This window comes from Kitasatospora sp. NPDC058063 (genome assembly GCF_042885395.1).
In the GTDB taxonomy this organism is placed as follows: Bacteria; Actinomycetota; Actinomycetes; order Streptomycetales; family Streptomycetaceae; genus Kitasatospora; species Kitasatospora lactacystinica.
This window is the reverse complement of sequence record NZ_JBHVSD010000002.1, coordinates 431,279-443,564: the sequence shown is the minus strand read 5'-3', so window position 1 is coordinate 443,564 and position 12,286 is coordinate 431,279. Positions and strand designations below refer to the sequence as shown.

Sequence of the window (12,286 nt, the reverse complement as noted above, 5' to 3'; positions counted from 1 at the left end):
CGATCGGAACTCGCCTGTCGGCGAGTTCGATTCTGTAAAGTGGAGACTAGTTTCCGCGATACAGAATTTCAACGGTTTGTTGAAGAGATCGCCGGGACTCCACTCCTCCCCGACAGTGAAGGGAACGCCGGTGGTTGCGACCCCCGACCCAGCATCGACGACAGGCACCGAGCGCGCGAGCGGCGGCGTGCAGTCCGTCGAGCGCGCCTTCCAACTCCTGGAGGCGCTGGCCGACTCCGGGGGCGTGGCCACACTCAGCGAACTCTCCACCAGTTCCGGCCTCCCGATGCCGACGATCCACCGACTGGTTCGTACCCTCGTCCAGCAGGGCTATGTCCGCCAGGACACCGCGCGCCGCTACACCCTCGGCCCCCGGCTGATCCGCCTGGGCGAGACCGCCGGCCGGCTGCTCGGCAGCTGGGCCCGCCCGTACCTGGCCGAGCTCATGGAGGCCACCGGCGAGACCGCCAACCTGGCGGTACTGGAGGGCGGCGAGGTGGTGTACGTCGGACAGGTGCAGTCGCGCCGCTCGATGCGGATGTTCACCGAGGTCGGCCGACGGGTGCAGCCGCACTGCACCGGCGTCGGCAAGGCGCTGCTCGCCCAGTTGCCCGAGGACGAGGCCCGCGCCGTCCTCGGCCCCAACCCCCTGCCCGCCCACACCGAGTACACGGTCACCGACCCGCAGGAGCTGATGCGCCAGCTCGCCGAGGCGCGCGAGCGCGGCTACGTGGTCGACGACCAGGAGCAGGAGATCGGCGTCCGGTGCATCGCACTCGCCGTCCCCGGCGCGCCGACGCCCACCGCTCTCTCCGTCTCCGGACCGGAGGCCCGCATCCGGGCCCTGGAGGAGCCGGCCGGGGCCGCCTCGCTGGTACCGGTGATGCACCAGATCGCGACCCGGCTGGGGCAGGTCCTCGCACCCTGACGGCACGTCAACCGCCGTTGCCGGCCGACCCGGTCGCAGCGGCGTGCCGCGTCATCCGTTCGAGCGGACACCGGGCGGGTTGCCGCCGGGCTCCGGCGGCGGCTCCGCCACCCTGGTGCCGACGCGGCCCGCAACGGCGCGGGCGGCCGGGACGCGAGGACAGGGTGAGCGGGGATGGAGCAGCAGCACCGGGACGTGCGGAGCGCCGTTCAGGGCGGTGGCGGTGGGGTGCGGGGTGGCGACGTGCCGGACGGGGGCGCGGCGGACGGGGGCGCGGCAGATGACGTCGCGGCGGGCGGTGGCCTGCGGGGCCGTCGCCTGCGGGGACGTGGCCTGCGGGGACGTGGCCTGCGGAGTGCCGGCCTGTTGGTCGGCGGCCGGCGTGCCGCGGGAGGCAGGGGGTTCGGCGGGGCCGGGCTGGTCGCGGCCGTGGCGGCGGGGTGCGCGGTGACGGTACTGGCCACCGACCCGTCCTGGGCGCTGCTACGGCCCGAGCCCCGGCCCGCGGTGGAGGTCGTCGCGACGGGCACGCCCGAGGCGTCCATCCTGCCCGCGCCGGTGACGACCGGCGCCTCCACCCTGCCGGCACCGGCCAAGCCCGGGGCGGGGACGGCCGCTTCCGGTACCGGTACTGGTACCGGTACCGGCTCCGGCTCGGAAGCGGCCGGAGCCTCCACCCTGCCCGCACCCGCCGCCGCCGCCCGACCCTCCGACTCCGACCTGGAGGTGATCCGGATCGACCCGGACCCGGCCACGCCCGGCGGCACCACCACCATCCACGCCTTCGTCGGCAACGGGGGCCCGGACACCACCTCCTCCCCCTTCACGGTCGTGATCACCCTGCCGGAGGGCGTGAGCCCGGAGGGCCCGTACTTCCCGTCCGACTGCCGGGTGACGGGCCACGGCCGCGTCGTGCGGTGCGTCTTCGGAGCCGGGCTGCGGGAGGGACGCAGCGCGACCGCCCTCATCCCGGTCCGGCTCGACCCGGAACTGCCGGTGGGCAGACTGAGCGGCGGCTCGGTCACGGTGCGCAGCGCGGACGACCGGAACGAGGGCAACAACCGGCAGCTGTTCGACATCAGGGTGGTCGAGGCGGCTGCCGATTCCTGAGCCGCGCGGTTCCGCCGGCGGGGCCGGGCCGGCCGGCGGACGACGGCTGCAGGCCGGGCAACTGGTACCTGAACGGACAGCTCGGCCGGGCCGCTTGTCGCGCAGCTCACCGTGATGTCGATCAACGACACCGCGTGGCAGTCGAGTTGATCGATCTCCGACGCCGGGAGCCGCCACGTCGACCGGGGAGGTCCCGAGCCGGGCCCGGCCCCGGCCGCACACGCGCGGCCACGCCGTGGCGGACCGTACCGTGGCGAGTGCCTGACCGAGTGCGCCCGGTCGGATAAATTGGAAGCCTGACATCATCCGCCGTGCACAAGAGCGGCGAGCCCGACCGGACGCTCGCCACGACCTGACAGAGACGAGGACCCGCCCCACCATGACCGCGCCCCTGCCCGCCTTCGCCGGCCGCACCTACCTCTTCCGGGTCGACAACGGTGCGGCCTTCCGCAACACCTACTCGGCCGACGGCACGCGGCTGCGCTGGGAGGGCCTCGGCGAGTCCGCGGGCCAGTGGGAGGACGTGCGGCTGCACGTCGCCGAGGTCGCGCCGGAGATCTACTTCATCAGCTGGACGGAGCAGAGCGGGATCACCGTCAGCCACGTGATGGACCTCGGCAAGCTGACCGTGCGGGCCTTCTGGACCTTCGAGGGCGAGGGCGGCCGGGTCGGCCAGCTGCACACCGGGACGCTGGAGCGGGTGGCCTGAGCCGCAGGACCGCCGGGCGGGAGCCGTACGGTTCCTGAACGGCCCGGCCGACCCGAATTCCAGAACCGAACCCCCGGGGCCGCAGCCCCGGGGGTTCGGTCGTTCAGGTTCAGGCGTTCAGGCGTTCGGGCGTTCAGGTGCGGCCGGTCAAGCTCGGCCGGGTCGCTTCATACGGTCTGGTTCGGCACCTTGAGGTGCTGGGACAGCCACTCCAGCGAGGAGGGCAGCAGAGCGCTCCAGGTCTCGAAGTTGTGGCCGCCGTTCTCCAGCATGCTGTACGAGACCTTCATCGGGCTCTGCACCGCGTCGACGAAGGCCTCGGTCTCCTGCCGGTAGCTGCCGTCGCCCTTCTTGGTGCCGGCCAGCAGCACGGACACCTTCGGCTGCGGCAGGTTCTTCAGCCGCCACATCAGGTTGGCCTCGTCGCGGCGCTGCTTGCTGCCGCCGAAGAGGTCGCCCGTGGTGGGGTCGTCGGCCGCGTCGTAGTAGGCGGAGAGGGCGACGGCGGTCGGAAAGACGTCCGGGTGACGCATGGCCAGCTTGAGCGCGCAGTAGCCGCCGGTCGAGTTGCCCATGAAGGCCCAGGCCTGCGGGTCGGAGGAGACCCGGTAGCTGGCCTGGATCGCCGAGGGCACATCCTTGGTGAAGTAGGTGTCGGACTGCGGGCCGTTCGGGACGTCCTCGCACTCGGTGTCCTGGGGCAGCGCGGGCGAGGGGCGCACCAGGACCATGACGGTCGGCTGCATCCGCCCTTCCTGCAGCAGCTTGAGCGCCGCACCCGGGTAGTTGAAGCGGGTGATCAGATTCTCGGCGATTCCTGGGAATCCGGTGCTGACGATCACGGCCGGGAACTGCTTCTGGGCGTACTCCGGCTGGAAGTACTGCGGCGGCAGGTAGACGTAGCCCTCGGTGGACAGCCGGCTGACCGCGCCGTCGATCCTGATCTTGCGGATCTCGCCGGACTGGCCGGGCTCGCGGCCCATCGCGCCGCCGCCCTTGACCGCGGCCTGGCCCATCGTCTCCACCATCAGCCGGCCGGAGGCGTCCGCCTTGTTGTGGATGACCACCGGGCCGGTGTCGCCGATGCCCAGCAGGTCGTCCCAACTGCTGTAGAAGGCGAAGTAGTTGTTGGCGACCAGGCCGAGCGCGGCGAGCACCGTGAGCTGGGTGGCGAGCAGTGCGCCGATCCGGCCGAGCACCGCCTGCCAGGTCTTCTTCGCGAGTCTGGGCCACAGCCAGACCGTGCCGACCATCATCACGACCGCGATCAGTGCGGTCAGCGCCAGCACCTTGTGGCTCGTCAGACCCATGTCCTGCTTGCTCCCACGCCTCGAACTCCAGTCCCCTCCGCTGGGGACATCCGAGGAGGTCACCCCGGTTCCCCCTGCCGGGGCGCGAGGACCAACCCTAACGCCAGCTGGGAGAAAGCCGACCGCGGCTGGGAGGTTACGGGGAGCCGGGCGGACGGATGACAACTTTCAGATAACAGATTTCGAAAGTTGTCATCTGAAATCTGTCGGCTGTCGGCTGTCCGCTGTCGGCTGTCACCGGCCGGTCGACCGCCGGGCCCGAAGCTCAGCCGACCCGCCCCCACAGCCGCAGCCCCTCCGTGAGCTCGCGCATGCAGCGGGCGCCGAGGTCCTGCGGGGAGCCCGGTCCGGCGAGGGGCGCCTCGGAGGCGGCCCACTGCTCCAGGGCCACCCGGATCGCCGCGGTCGCGGCGGCGGCCGCCAGCCGGATCTCCAGCGGGTCGGTGCCGTCCGGGCAGCGCTCGGCGAGGGCGGCCCGCAGCCGCTCCTCCGAGTCGGCGTGGACGCGCTGCCAGGTGGCGTTCAGCTTCGGGTCGCGCAGCAGACCGCGGGCCCACTGCATCATCTCGACCCGCGCCTCGTCGGCCGGGGTCAGCGACGCGACCGCCGCACGCTCCAGCGCCTCGCGCAGCGGCAGGTCCGCGGGGCTGGCCGCGAAGAGCTCCACCCACTCCTGCCCGCCCGCCGCGAGCAGCGGAGCGACGGCGTCCTCCTTGACCGAGAAGTACCGGTAGAAGGTGCGCAGCGAGATGCCCGCGGCGAGGGCGATCTCCTCGGCGGTGGTCGCGTCCGTGCCCCGCTCGGCGAAGAGCGCGGCGGCGGTACGGGCGATCTCCAGCCGGGTGGCCTCACGGCGGCGCTGGGTCAGGGTCGGGCGTCCGGTCACGGGGTCAGCCTACGCGGGCGGATGCCAAGGCGGCACGTCACGACGGATCGGCATGAATGGACTTCTTGGCACAACATGCCACTTAGGCGTAACGTGCCTATTGAGGTCGAGAGACCACGAACGAACGGAGTACCACCATGGAGCGCTTCAGCGGACGGAACGTCCTGATCACCGGCGGCGGCTCGGGCATCGGCCAGGCCACCGTGCACCGGATCCTCGCCGAGGGCGGGAAGGTCGTCGCCGTCGACGTCAACGAGGACGGCCTGAAGAAGACCCTGGACCGCGCCACCGCCGAGGGAACCGCGGACCGCCTCACCGTCCAGGTGCTGGACATCGCGGACGAGGCGGCCGTCGTCGCGGGCGTGGCCGAGGCGATCGCCGGCCTGGGCGGCCTGGACGTGCTGGTCAACGCGGCCGGCATCCTCCGCTCCTCGCACACCCACGAGACCAGCCTGGAGTTCTGGAACAGGCTCCTCGCGGTGAACCTGACCGGCACCTTCCTGATGACCCGCGAGGCGCTCCCCGCGCTGCTCGCCGGCGGCAAGGGCGTGGTGGTCAACTTCAGCTCCACCTCCGCGAGCTTCGCCCACCCCTACATGGCCGCGTACGCCGCGACCAAGGGCGGCATCCAGTCCTTCACCCACGCGATCGCCTCGGAGTACTCGAAGCAGGGCCTGCGCGCGGTCTGCGTCGCACCGGGCAGCATCGACAGCGGCATGACCCACAACCCGGGCCTGCCCGCCGACGCCGATCTCAGCCTGCTGGCCAAGCTCTCCCCCGCGCTCGGCCAGGGCTTCGCGGGCCCGGAGACGGTGGCCGGCGTGATCGCCATGCTCGCCTCCGACGACGGCGCCTTCGTCACCGGCACCGAGCTCCGCATCGATGGCGGCACGCACATGTGACGCCGGTCGACCCGCCGACCTGCCAGACCGCTCGACCGCGGGAAGGCGGGGCCTGTGCCGTCCCCCGTGCGGCACAGGCCCCGCCTTCCCGCGGTCCCGAGGCCGTCCCGTCGGCCTCGGGAAGCCGGGCCGGCCGCGGCCCCGGTACCGAGCCGGGTGCGGCGGCGGTCACCGCAGAGGCTTCGCCAGGAGGAGTTCGCGGCCGACCCCGTCGGCGAGCAGGTCCCCGGGTTCCGCGAGCGGGGTGAAGCCGTGGCGGCGGTAGAGGGCGAGCGCCGCCCGGTTGCCGGGGAGTACGGCGAGGCGCAGCGTGGTGCCGCCGGTGGCCCGGGCCCAGCGCTCGACCTCCTCGACGAGACGGTCCGCGACGCCCCCGCCGCGCGCCCGCGGGGCGACCCAGAGAGAGCGCAACTCCCGCACGCCGTCCGGTGATCCGGGCATTCCGCCGACCAGTCCGACCGGGTCGTCGTCCAGGTGGGCCGCGACGTGGAGGGCGTCCGGGAGGCGGAGCCGGTCGTGCCAACGGTCCTCACCGCCCTGGTCCCAGTCGGCCAGGCCGGCCTTGAAGGCGTCCGGCGCACCGGTCAGGGCGGCGAGACGGAGATCCCGCCAGAGCGGCCAGTCGGCGGTCGTGAGGGTTCGGAGTGTCGGCATCACCATGCCCGGCACCGTAGAAGATCCGCCCGGCGGCCGTCTGCCGAATGCCCGCTCCGGCAGCCGCGACCGCGGCCGCGGCCGATGGGACTCGCAGGCGACGAGGCCCCGCCTACGGCGTGCGCCAGTCGGCGGCGAAGGCGGCGGCCGGGTTGGTGACGAGGAGCAGCTCGGGCAGTTCCGGGCCGTAGCTGCGGGCGAGGCGCGGGGCGAGGTCGGCGAGCAGAGCGACCGGGCCGGCGGCCGCGCGGGCGGTCCGGGTGGTGGTGTCGGCGCCGAGCAGCAGTTGGTCGGCGTGGCCCGCCTCGACCAGGTCGGCGATCACGTCGAAGGCCTGGTGGTCGCCGGACCGGCCGGACCGGGAGGGGCTGTCCAGGGCGAGCCGGACCCCCTCGGCGGCCAGGGCACGGTGCAGCGCGCGGTCGGAGAGCCGGGTGAGGTGGCCGAGGACGATCCGGTCGGGCCGGACCCCGTGCCGGTCGTGCAGCAGGTGCAGGACCCGGAGCGGAGCGCCGTCGGCTTCGAGGTGGACGGCGATCGGGGCGCCGGTGGCGTGGTGGGCCTCGGCCGCCGCGGCCATCGTCCACCGGGTGTGCCGGCTCACGGGCCCCGGATCGCCCGCGACCTTGATCAGCCCGGCCCGGACGCCCTCGGGCGCGCCGGGCAGACCGGTGGTGAGTTCGGCGACGAAGCGTTCCGCGAGGTCGGCGTACGCGCCGGGGCGCTCGGCCGGGTCGCCGTCGACGTCCGGGAAGAAGCCCGGCGCGTAGTGGACCGCCTGGTGCGCGCCGGTGGCGGCGACGACGTGGACGCCGGTGGCGCGGGAGAGCGCGGCGAGGGAGTCCGCGCCCCGGCCCAGGCCGAGCGGGGTCCACTGGACGAGGGCACGGCCACCGGCGGCGGCGTAGGCCCGCAGGACGTCCTCGGCGGCGGCCGGGTCGTCCAGCTCCTGGCCGGGGAGCAGCGGGCTGCGGATGAAGAGGTGGTCGTGGGAGTCAGTGACCCCGAGATCGGCGGGGTCCAGGTCGCCGAGGACGGTGCGGACGGTGCGGCTCATGCGTCGGCCCCCGGGGTGGCGCTCCCGGCGACGGTCTCCGCCGCGGCCTCGGTGCCGGTTCCGGTCCCGGCCTTGGCCTCGGCCCTGGCCGCGGCGTCGGCGTCGCCGTCGGCGAAGGTGGCAGTGGCGACGCGCAGGCCGGCCGGCGCCTTGGGGAGCCCGACGTACGGCGCGAGGTGGACGATGACCTCGGTGATCTCCGCCTCCGTCAGGCCGATCCGTCGGCTGTAGCGGACGTGGTCGGCCAGCTGCGGCTCGACGCCGCCGAGTGCGGTGAGCGCGGCCAGGTTCGCGATCTGGCGGTCGCGCAGGGCGAGTCCGGGACGCTGGTAGGTACCGCCGAAGAGGCTGGTGACGATCCAGTCGGGGAAGCCGGGAGCGAGGGCGTCCAGGCCCCCGAGTGTGGTGGCGGCGCCGGGACCCGCGAGTTCGGCGAGCAGGGCGTAACCGGCCGTGCGGTCGGTCGGGGCCGGGGTGAGGTCGGTGCCGGTGGGAACGGTCGCGGGGGACATCGGGGCGGTGGGTCCTTTCACCAGTGGCGGCCGGCCGGCAGCCGGTCGAGTTCGGGGCGGGACAGGTGCAGCACCTGGTAACGGACGCCTGGCTCGTCCTCGGGGGCCGGGCCGTACCAGAGGGCGAAGCGGAGCAGCTCCCAGCGGCTCGGGTCGACGGCCACGGCGGCGGTGTGCAGGGCCGGGTGCGTGGGAAGGTCGGCGAGCGCCCGCTCGACGGCCTCGGCCGGGTCGGCGGATTCCGGCAGCCGTACGGTCTCGCGGGTGGCGGTGGTCGGCGGCCCGGCCGCCTCCTCCCTTGACGACGCCGCCTCCGAGGCCGATGCCGTGGCCGCCGAGGTTCCTGACCCGCCGTGGGTCAGGCCCGCGCCCAGCCAGTGCCGGACGGCGGGGCGTCCGAAGTCGGCGCTCAGGCCGCGGAATCCCGGCCCCCAGAGGAAACCGTTCATGCCCTCGACGGTGCGCCAGAGGTAGAACGGCGCGTACTGGTTGACGGGCGAGCCCTGTCGGCCGCGCTCGCGGACCAGATAGGCCTTGAGGCCGAGACCCGGGTGCGCGTCGAGCAGGTGGCCCTTGTCGGCGACGCGCTTGCGGATGACGCCCATGTCGTAATCGGCGGGCAGGGTGATCTCGTACTGCATCGCGTGCACGGCTGAGCTCCTCGGGTTCGAAGGGTCCGGCAGGCAGGCAGGCTGCCGGACGGGCGGGCTCGGCGGGTCAGGCCGTGCGGTGTGCCGCGAGCAGGCCGAGGGCGCCACGAACGGCCCGGTCGAACGGCTCGGCGCTGTCGGCGGCACGGGCCAGGACGTAACCGCCCTGGACGACGGCGACCACGGCGGCGGCGGTGTCGGCCGGGTCGAGGCCGGGGGCGAACTCGCCGTCCGCCTGGCCGTCGGCGATCAGTCCGGCGATCCGGCCGCGCAGCCAGTCGAAGGTCTCCTCGACGGGCGCGCGCAGGAGCGGGTCGGCGACCACGTCCGGGTCCTGGGCCATCCGGCCGATCCGGCAGCCGCGCAGGACGTCACGGTCGCGCTGCAGGTAGGCGGCGATCCGGTCGTAGGCGCTGCCGGGGGCGACGAGGTCGGCCTCGGCGACGCCGCGCAGCTGCTCGGCGCTGCGGCGCAGGGCGGCGGCCGCGAGGTCGGGCTTGCCGGTGAAGTGGTGGTACATGCTGCCCTGGCCGACGCCGGAGCGCTGCTGGATGGCCTTGGGGCTGGTGCCGACGTAGCCGCGCTCCCAGAGGAGGGCCTGGGTGCTCTCGATGAGGCGGTTCTGGGTGCTCATGCGGATCACTGTACATACCAGTAGGTACAGAATGCCAGTGCGGACGCCGCCCGACCCGACCGGACCCGAGCCCGATCCGATCCGACTCGGGCTCGCGCTCGGTGCTCCGGTGCCGATGCCGGCTCCGGGGCCGGCTCCGGCCCCGACCCCGGCCCTGGGTGCGCGGGCGGCTCCCCGTGACCCCCGCCGGGCGGAACGGTTGAGGGCCGTGCGCCGCCCCCCGGCGGCCACGGCCCCTCGACCGTTCGTCATCCCCCGCCCCGCCGAACGGCATTCCGGCGCACCCGGTGGCGCGCGTCACGTCACGCACGGTTGCCGGCGTCACGCCGCGTAGGGGGTGCACGGCGCATTGCGCGGGCGGGCGGGAGATCCGGGCTGCCGTGGCAGCGCGCTGCGGGCGTGGACCGCTACGGCAGCGCCCGACGGATCTCCGGCGCCACCGCGCTCGCGAACAGCTCCAACTGCTCGCGCTGCGCCCCCTCGGTGAGGGCGTCGACCCCGATGCCGACCACCTCGTTGCCGAAGGCCTCGTGGTAGCGGTGGATCTTCTCGATCACCTGCTGCGGACTGCCGACCAGCGCCGAGCCGCGCTCCAGCGCGTCCTCCAGCGAGGTGAACGGCGAGTTGTTGTGCCGGCCCGCGGCCGAGTCGAACAGTGCGTTCCAGTACGGGCGGAAGCCCTCGACGGCGTCCTGCGAGCGCTCGGCGACGAACAGTCCGCCGAAGCTCGCGCCCACCCGGGCCCGCGCCGGGTCGTGCCCGTAGTGCTCCCAGCGCTCGCGGTAGTGCTCGACCAGCGTCCGGTACTTCTCCAGCGGATGGAAGGAGTTGGCGGAGAAGAGCGGGTCGCCGTGGCGGGCCGCGAGGTCGGTGGACCGCGCGCTGGTCGCGCTGCCGTGCCACACCGGGATCGGGTCCTGGAGCGGGCGCGGCCAGACCGTGACGTCCGCGAGCGGCGGGCGGGTCGAGCCCTCCCAGGTCACCTTCTCCTCACGCCAGAGCCTGCGCAGCAGGCCGTAGTTCTCCGCGAGCGCCTCCCACTGGCGCTCCTCGGGGAGGCCGAACAGACCGAAGTGGCGCGGGTCGTTGCCCTTGCCGACGATCAACTCAAGTCGACCCCCGGAGAGTTGGTCGAGCATCGCGTAGTCCTCGGCGACCCGGACCGGGTCGAGGACGCTGAGCACCGTCACCGTGGTGAACAGCCGGATAGTGGAGGTGCGGGCGGCGATGGCGCTCAGCAGCAGGGGTGGCGCCGGGGAGAGGAACGGCTCACCGTGCCGCTCCCCCACGCCGTAGCCGTCGTAGCCGAGCTGCTCGGCGAGGACGGCCTGGTCGATGACGTTGTGCAGCTTCTGCTGCGGGGTGCGCCGGACGCCGGTGACCGGGTCGGGGGCGTTGGCGACGAGGGACGAGACGGTGAACCGCACGGCGGTCTCCTTGGGCGCTCGGGACGGGCCCGGGGTCTGGCTCGGGTCGGACCAGGGCCGGGGCCATGGCCGGGTACAGGACCGGGCCGGGCCGGGCATGGGGATGAGCTGAGCAGGACCGGGACGGAACCGGCGGGCCGGAGCGTCCCGGGGTTCGGTGAGCCGCACGGAGAGCGGAGCGCGGGGAGCCGGTGCACGGTCCGGCGCTGTGCTCCTACGGGCGGCACCGGCGGAACGGCCGACGGGGCGGGCGATGGGCCGCTCGGGCGGCGGGGCTCGCGGGTGGCGTCAGCGGTCGGTGCTGCGGTGGCGGCGACAACAACAGCGGGCTGCGGCGGCCACGGCCACGGTCCGGACTGCCATCTCGCCTCCCCCTCGCCTCGCACGCACGCGATCCTCCGCGAGCATAGGCACCGGCCCGGAACGGGGCAAGGCTTGATCCGCCGCGACGGACTGGCAGGATGTCCGGCATGAGCTACCTCGCCGCGGATGACCGCTATGACTCGATGACCTATCGGAAGGCCGGCCGCAGCGGCGTCCAGCTGCCCGCCGTCTCGCTGGGGCTCTGGCACAACTTCGGTGACGCCCAGCCGCTGGACGTGCAGCGGGCGGTGCTGCGCCGGGCCTTCGACCGGGGCGTCACGCACTTCGACCTGGCGAACAACTACGGCCCGCCGTACGGCAGCGCCGAGCGCAACTTCGGCTACCTGTTCGCCCAGGACTTCCGGCCTTACCGGGACGAGCTGTTCATCGCCACCAAGGCCGGCTGGGACATGTGGCCCGGCCCGTACGGCAACGGCGGCAGCCGCAAGTACCTGCTGGCCAGCCTCGACCAGTCGCTGGACCGGATGGGGCTGGACTACGTCGACGTCTTCTACTCGCACCGGTACGACCCGGACACCCCGATCGAGGAGACGATGGGGGCGCTCGACAGCGCGGTGCGCTCGGGCAGGGCGCTGTACGCGGCGATCTCCAACTACCCGGCGGAGCAGCACCGGGAGGCGGTGGCGATCCTGCGCGAGCTGGGGACGCCGGTGCTGATGAACCAGTCGGCGTACTCGATCCTCAACCGGTCCGTGGAGGACGGCGGCGTGCTGGACGCGGTGGGCGACACCCAGAGCAGCCTCATCGCCTACTCGCCGCTGGCCCAGGGGCTGCTGACCGACCGCTACCTGTCCGGGGCGGTTCCGGCGGGCTCGCGGATGTCGGTCGGCAAGTTCCTCACCGAGGAGGCGCTGACCGAGCGGAAGCTGGAGCAGCTGCGGGCGCTGGCCGCGGTCGCCGAGCGGCGCGGCCAGACGCTGGCGCAGCTGGCGCTGTGCTGGGTGCTGCGGGACCCGCGGGTGGTCTCGGTGATCATCGGTGCGAGCAGCGTCGCCCAGCTGGACCAGAACCTCGACGCACTGGCGGGCGGGCCGCTGACGGCCGAGGAGCTGGCGGAGATCGACCGGCTGAGCCGCTGAGCGGGGCGGAGGCGCCGACCGGCGACCGAGGCTGATCGCTGCGG

The 12,286-nt window shown here is 73.7% G+C and carries 13 protein-coding genes; 5 read left to right on the top strand and 8 right to left on the bottom strand.

The annotated features are described in order from the left end of the window. Positions 1-130: 130 nt before the first annotated feature. The 3 genes from ACFVUY_RS05670 (at position 131) to ACFVUY_RS05660 (ending at position 2,747) form a co-directional block, all read left to right on the top strand. Positions 131-928, top strand: a complete 798-nt coding sequence (locus ACFVUY_RS05670) for an IclR family transcriptional regulator (protein WP_387685048.1) — start codon at positions 131-133, stop codon at positions 926-928. A gap of 447 nt (positions 929-1,375) precedes the next feature. Continuing rightward, positions 1,376-2,038: a hypothetical protein gene (locus ACFVUY_RS05665; protein ID WP_387727588.1), complete on the top strand. Its 663-nt coding sequence runs from the start codon at positions 1,376-1,378 to the stop codon at positions 2,036-2,038. Positions 2,039-2,417: 379 nt separating this feature from the next. Next, the gene (locus ACFVUY_RS05660; RefSeq protein ID WP_359898547.1) at positions 2,418-2,747 is read left to right on the top strand and encodes a MoaF N-terminal domain-containing protein; all 330 of its coding nucleotides are present in this window, start codon (positions 2,418-2,420) and stop codon (positions 2,745-2,747) included. Positions 2,748-2,914: 167 nt separating this feature from the next. Here the strand turns inward: ACFVUY_RS05660 and ACFVUY_RS05655 are convergent, their stop codons facing one another. Then, positions 2,915-4,057 (bottom strand): alpha/beta hydrolase, encoded by a 1,143-nt coding sequence (locus ACFVUY_RS05655; RefSeq protein ID WP_380551004.1) that lies wholly within the window; start codon positions 4,055-4,057, stop codon positions 2,915-2,917. Positions 4,058-4,322: 265 nt separating this feature from the next. Further along, the gene (locus ACFVUY_RS05650; protein ID WP_387727587.1) at positions 4,323-4,943 is read right to left on the bottom strand and encodes a TetR family transcriptional regulator; all 621 of its coding nucleotides are present in this window, start codon (positions 4,941-4,943) and stop codon (positions 4,323-4,325) included. Positions 4,944-5,080: 137 nt separating this feature from the next. Here ACFVUY_RS05650 and ACFVUY_RS05645 point away from each other — a divergent pair, with 137 nt between their 5' ends. Then, positions 5,081-5,845, top strand: a complete 765-nt coding sequence (locus ACFVUY_RS05645) for an SDR family NAD(P)-dependent oxidoreductase (RefSeq protein ID WP_387727585.1) — start codon at positions 5,081-5,083, stop codon at positions 5,843-5,845. Between the two features lie 168 nt (positions 5,846-6,013). Here ACFVUY_RS05645 and ACFVUY_RS05640 read toward each other — a convergent pair whose 3' ends face one another. The 6 genes from ACFVUY_RS05640 to ACFVUY_RS05615 all read right to left on the bottom strand — a co-directional run bounded on the left by ACFVUY_RS05640 (position 6,014) and on the right by ACFVUY_RS05615 (position 10,779). Continuing rightward, positions 6,014-6,505, bottom strand: a complete 492-nt coding sequence (locus tag ACFVUY_RS05640) for a GNAT family N-acetyltransferase (RefSeq protein WP_387727583.1) — start codon at positions 6,503-6,505, stop codon at positions 6,014-6,016. 106 nt (positions 6,506-6,611) lie between these two features. Then, positions 6,612-7,556, bottom strand: a complete 945-nt coding sequence (locus tag ACFVUY_RS05635) for a phosphotriesterase (protein WP_387685037.1) — start codon at positions 7,554-7,556, stop codon at positions 6,612-6,614. Then, the gene (locus ACFVUY_RS05630) at positions 7,553-8,068 is read right to left on the bottom strand and encodes a carboxymuconolactone decarboxylase family protein (protein WP_387727581.1); all 516 of its coding nucleotides are present in this window, start codon (positions 8,066-8,068) and stop codon (positions 7,553-7,555) included. The genes ACFVUY_RS05635 and ACFVUY_RS05630 overlap by 4 nt, the downstream gene beginning before the upstream one ends. Positions 8,069-8,085: 17 nt before the next feature. Continuing rightward, a complete protein-coding gene (locus tag ACFVUY_RS05625) occupies positions 8,086-8,718 on the bottom strand; it encodes a DUF4865 family protein (protein ID WP_387727579.1) in 633 nt (210 codons plus the stop codon). Between the two features lie 67 nt (positions 8,719-8,785). Further along, the gene (locus ACFVUY_RS05620) at positions 8,786-9,352 is read right to left on the bottom strand and encodes a TetR/AcrR family transcriptional regulator (RefSeq protein WP_387727577.1); all 567 of its coding nucleotides are present in this window, start codon (positions 9,350-9,352) and stop codon (positions 8,786-8,788) included. A gap of 407 nt (positions 9,353-9,759) precedes the next feature. After that, positions 9,760-10,779 carry an LLM class flavin-dependent oxidoreductase gene (locus tag ACFVUY_RS05615; protein WP_387727575.1) on the bottom strand — a complete coding sequence of 340 codons (1,020 nt, stop codon included), beginning with the start codon at positions 10,777-10,779 and terminating at the stop codon, positions 9,760-9,762. 470 nt (positions 10,780-11,249) lie between these two features. Between ACFVUY_RS05615 and ACFVUY_RS05610 the strand changes: the two genes are divergently transcribed. Then, the gene (locus tag ACFVUY_RS05610) at positions 11,250-12,242 is read left to right on the top strand and encodes an aldo/keto reductase (protein ID WP_387685029.1); all 993 of its coding nucleotides are present in this window, start codon (positions 11,250-11,252) and stop codon (positions 12,240-12,242) included. Positions 12,243-12,286: the final 44 nt, after the last annotated feature.

What these genes read in the sequence shown, in the direction of transcription:
- ACFVUY_RS05660 (WP_359898547.1), top strand. Translation starts at nt 2,418, where the DNA reads ATGACCGCGCCCCTGCCCGCCTTCGCCGGCCGCACCTACCTCTTCCGG.
- ACFVUY_RS05655 (WP_380551004.1), bottom strand. Translation starts at nt 4,057, where the DNA reads ATGGGTCTGACGAGCCACAAGGTGCTGGCGCTGACCGCACTGATCGCG.
- ACFVUY_RS05645 (WP_387727585.1), top strand. Translation starts at nt 5,081, where the DNA reads ATGGAGCGCTTCAGCGGACGGAACGTCCTGATCACCGGCGGCGGCTCG.
- ACFVUY_RS05640 (WP_387727583.1), bottom strand. Translation starts at nt 6,505, where the DNA reads ATGGTGATGCCGACACTCCGAACCCTCACGACCGCCGACTGGCCGCTC.
- ACFVUY_RS05635 (WP_387685037.1), bottom strand. Translation starts at nt 7,556, where the DNA reads ATGAGCCGCACCGTCCGCACCGTCCTCGGCGACCTGGACCCCGCCGAT.
- ACFVUY_RS05630 (WP_387727581.1), bottom strand. Translation starts at nt 8,068, where the DNA reads ATGTCCCCCGCGACCGTTCCCACCGGCACCGACCTCACCCCGGCCCCG.
- ACFVUY_RS05620 (WP_387727577.1), bottom strand. Translation starts at nt 9,352, where the DNA reads ATGAGCACCCAGAACCGCCTCATCGAGAGCACCCAGGCCCTCCTCTGG.
- ACFVUY_RS05610 (WP_387685029.1), top strand. Translation starts at nt 11,250, where the DNA reads ATGAGCTACCTCGCCGCGGATGACCGCTATGACTCGATGACCTATCGG.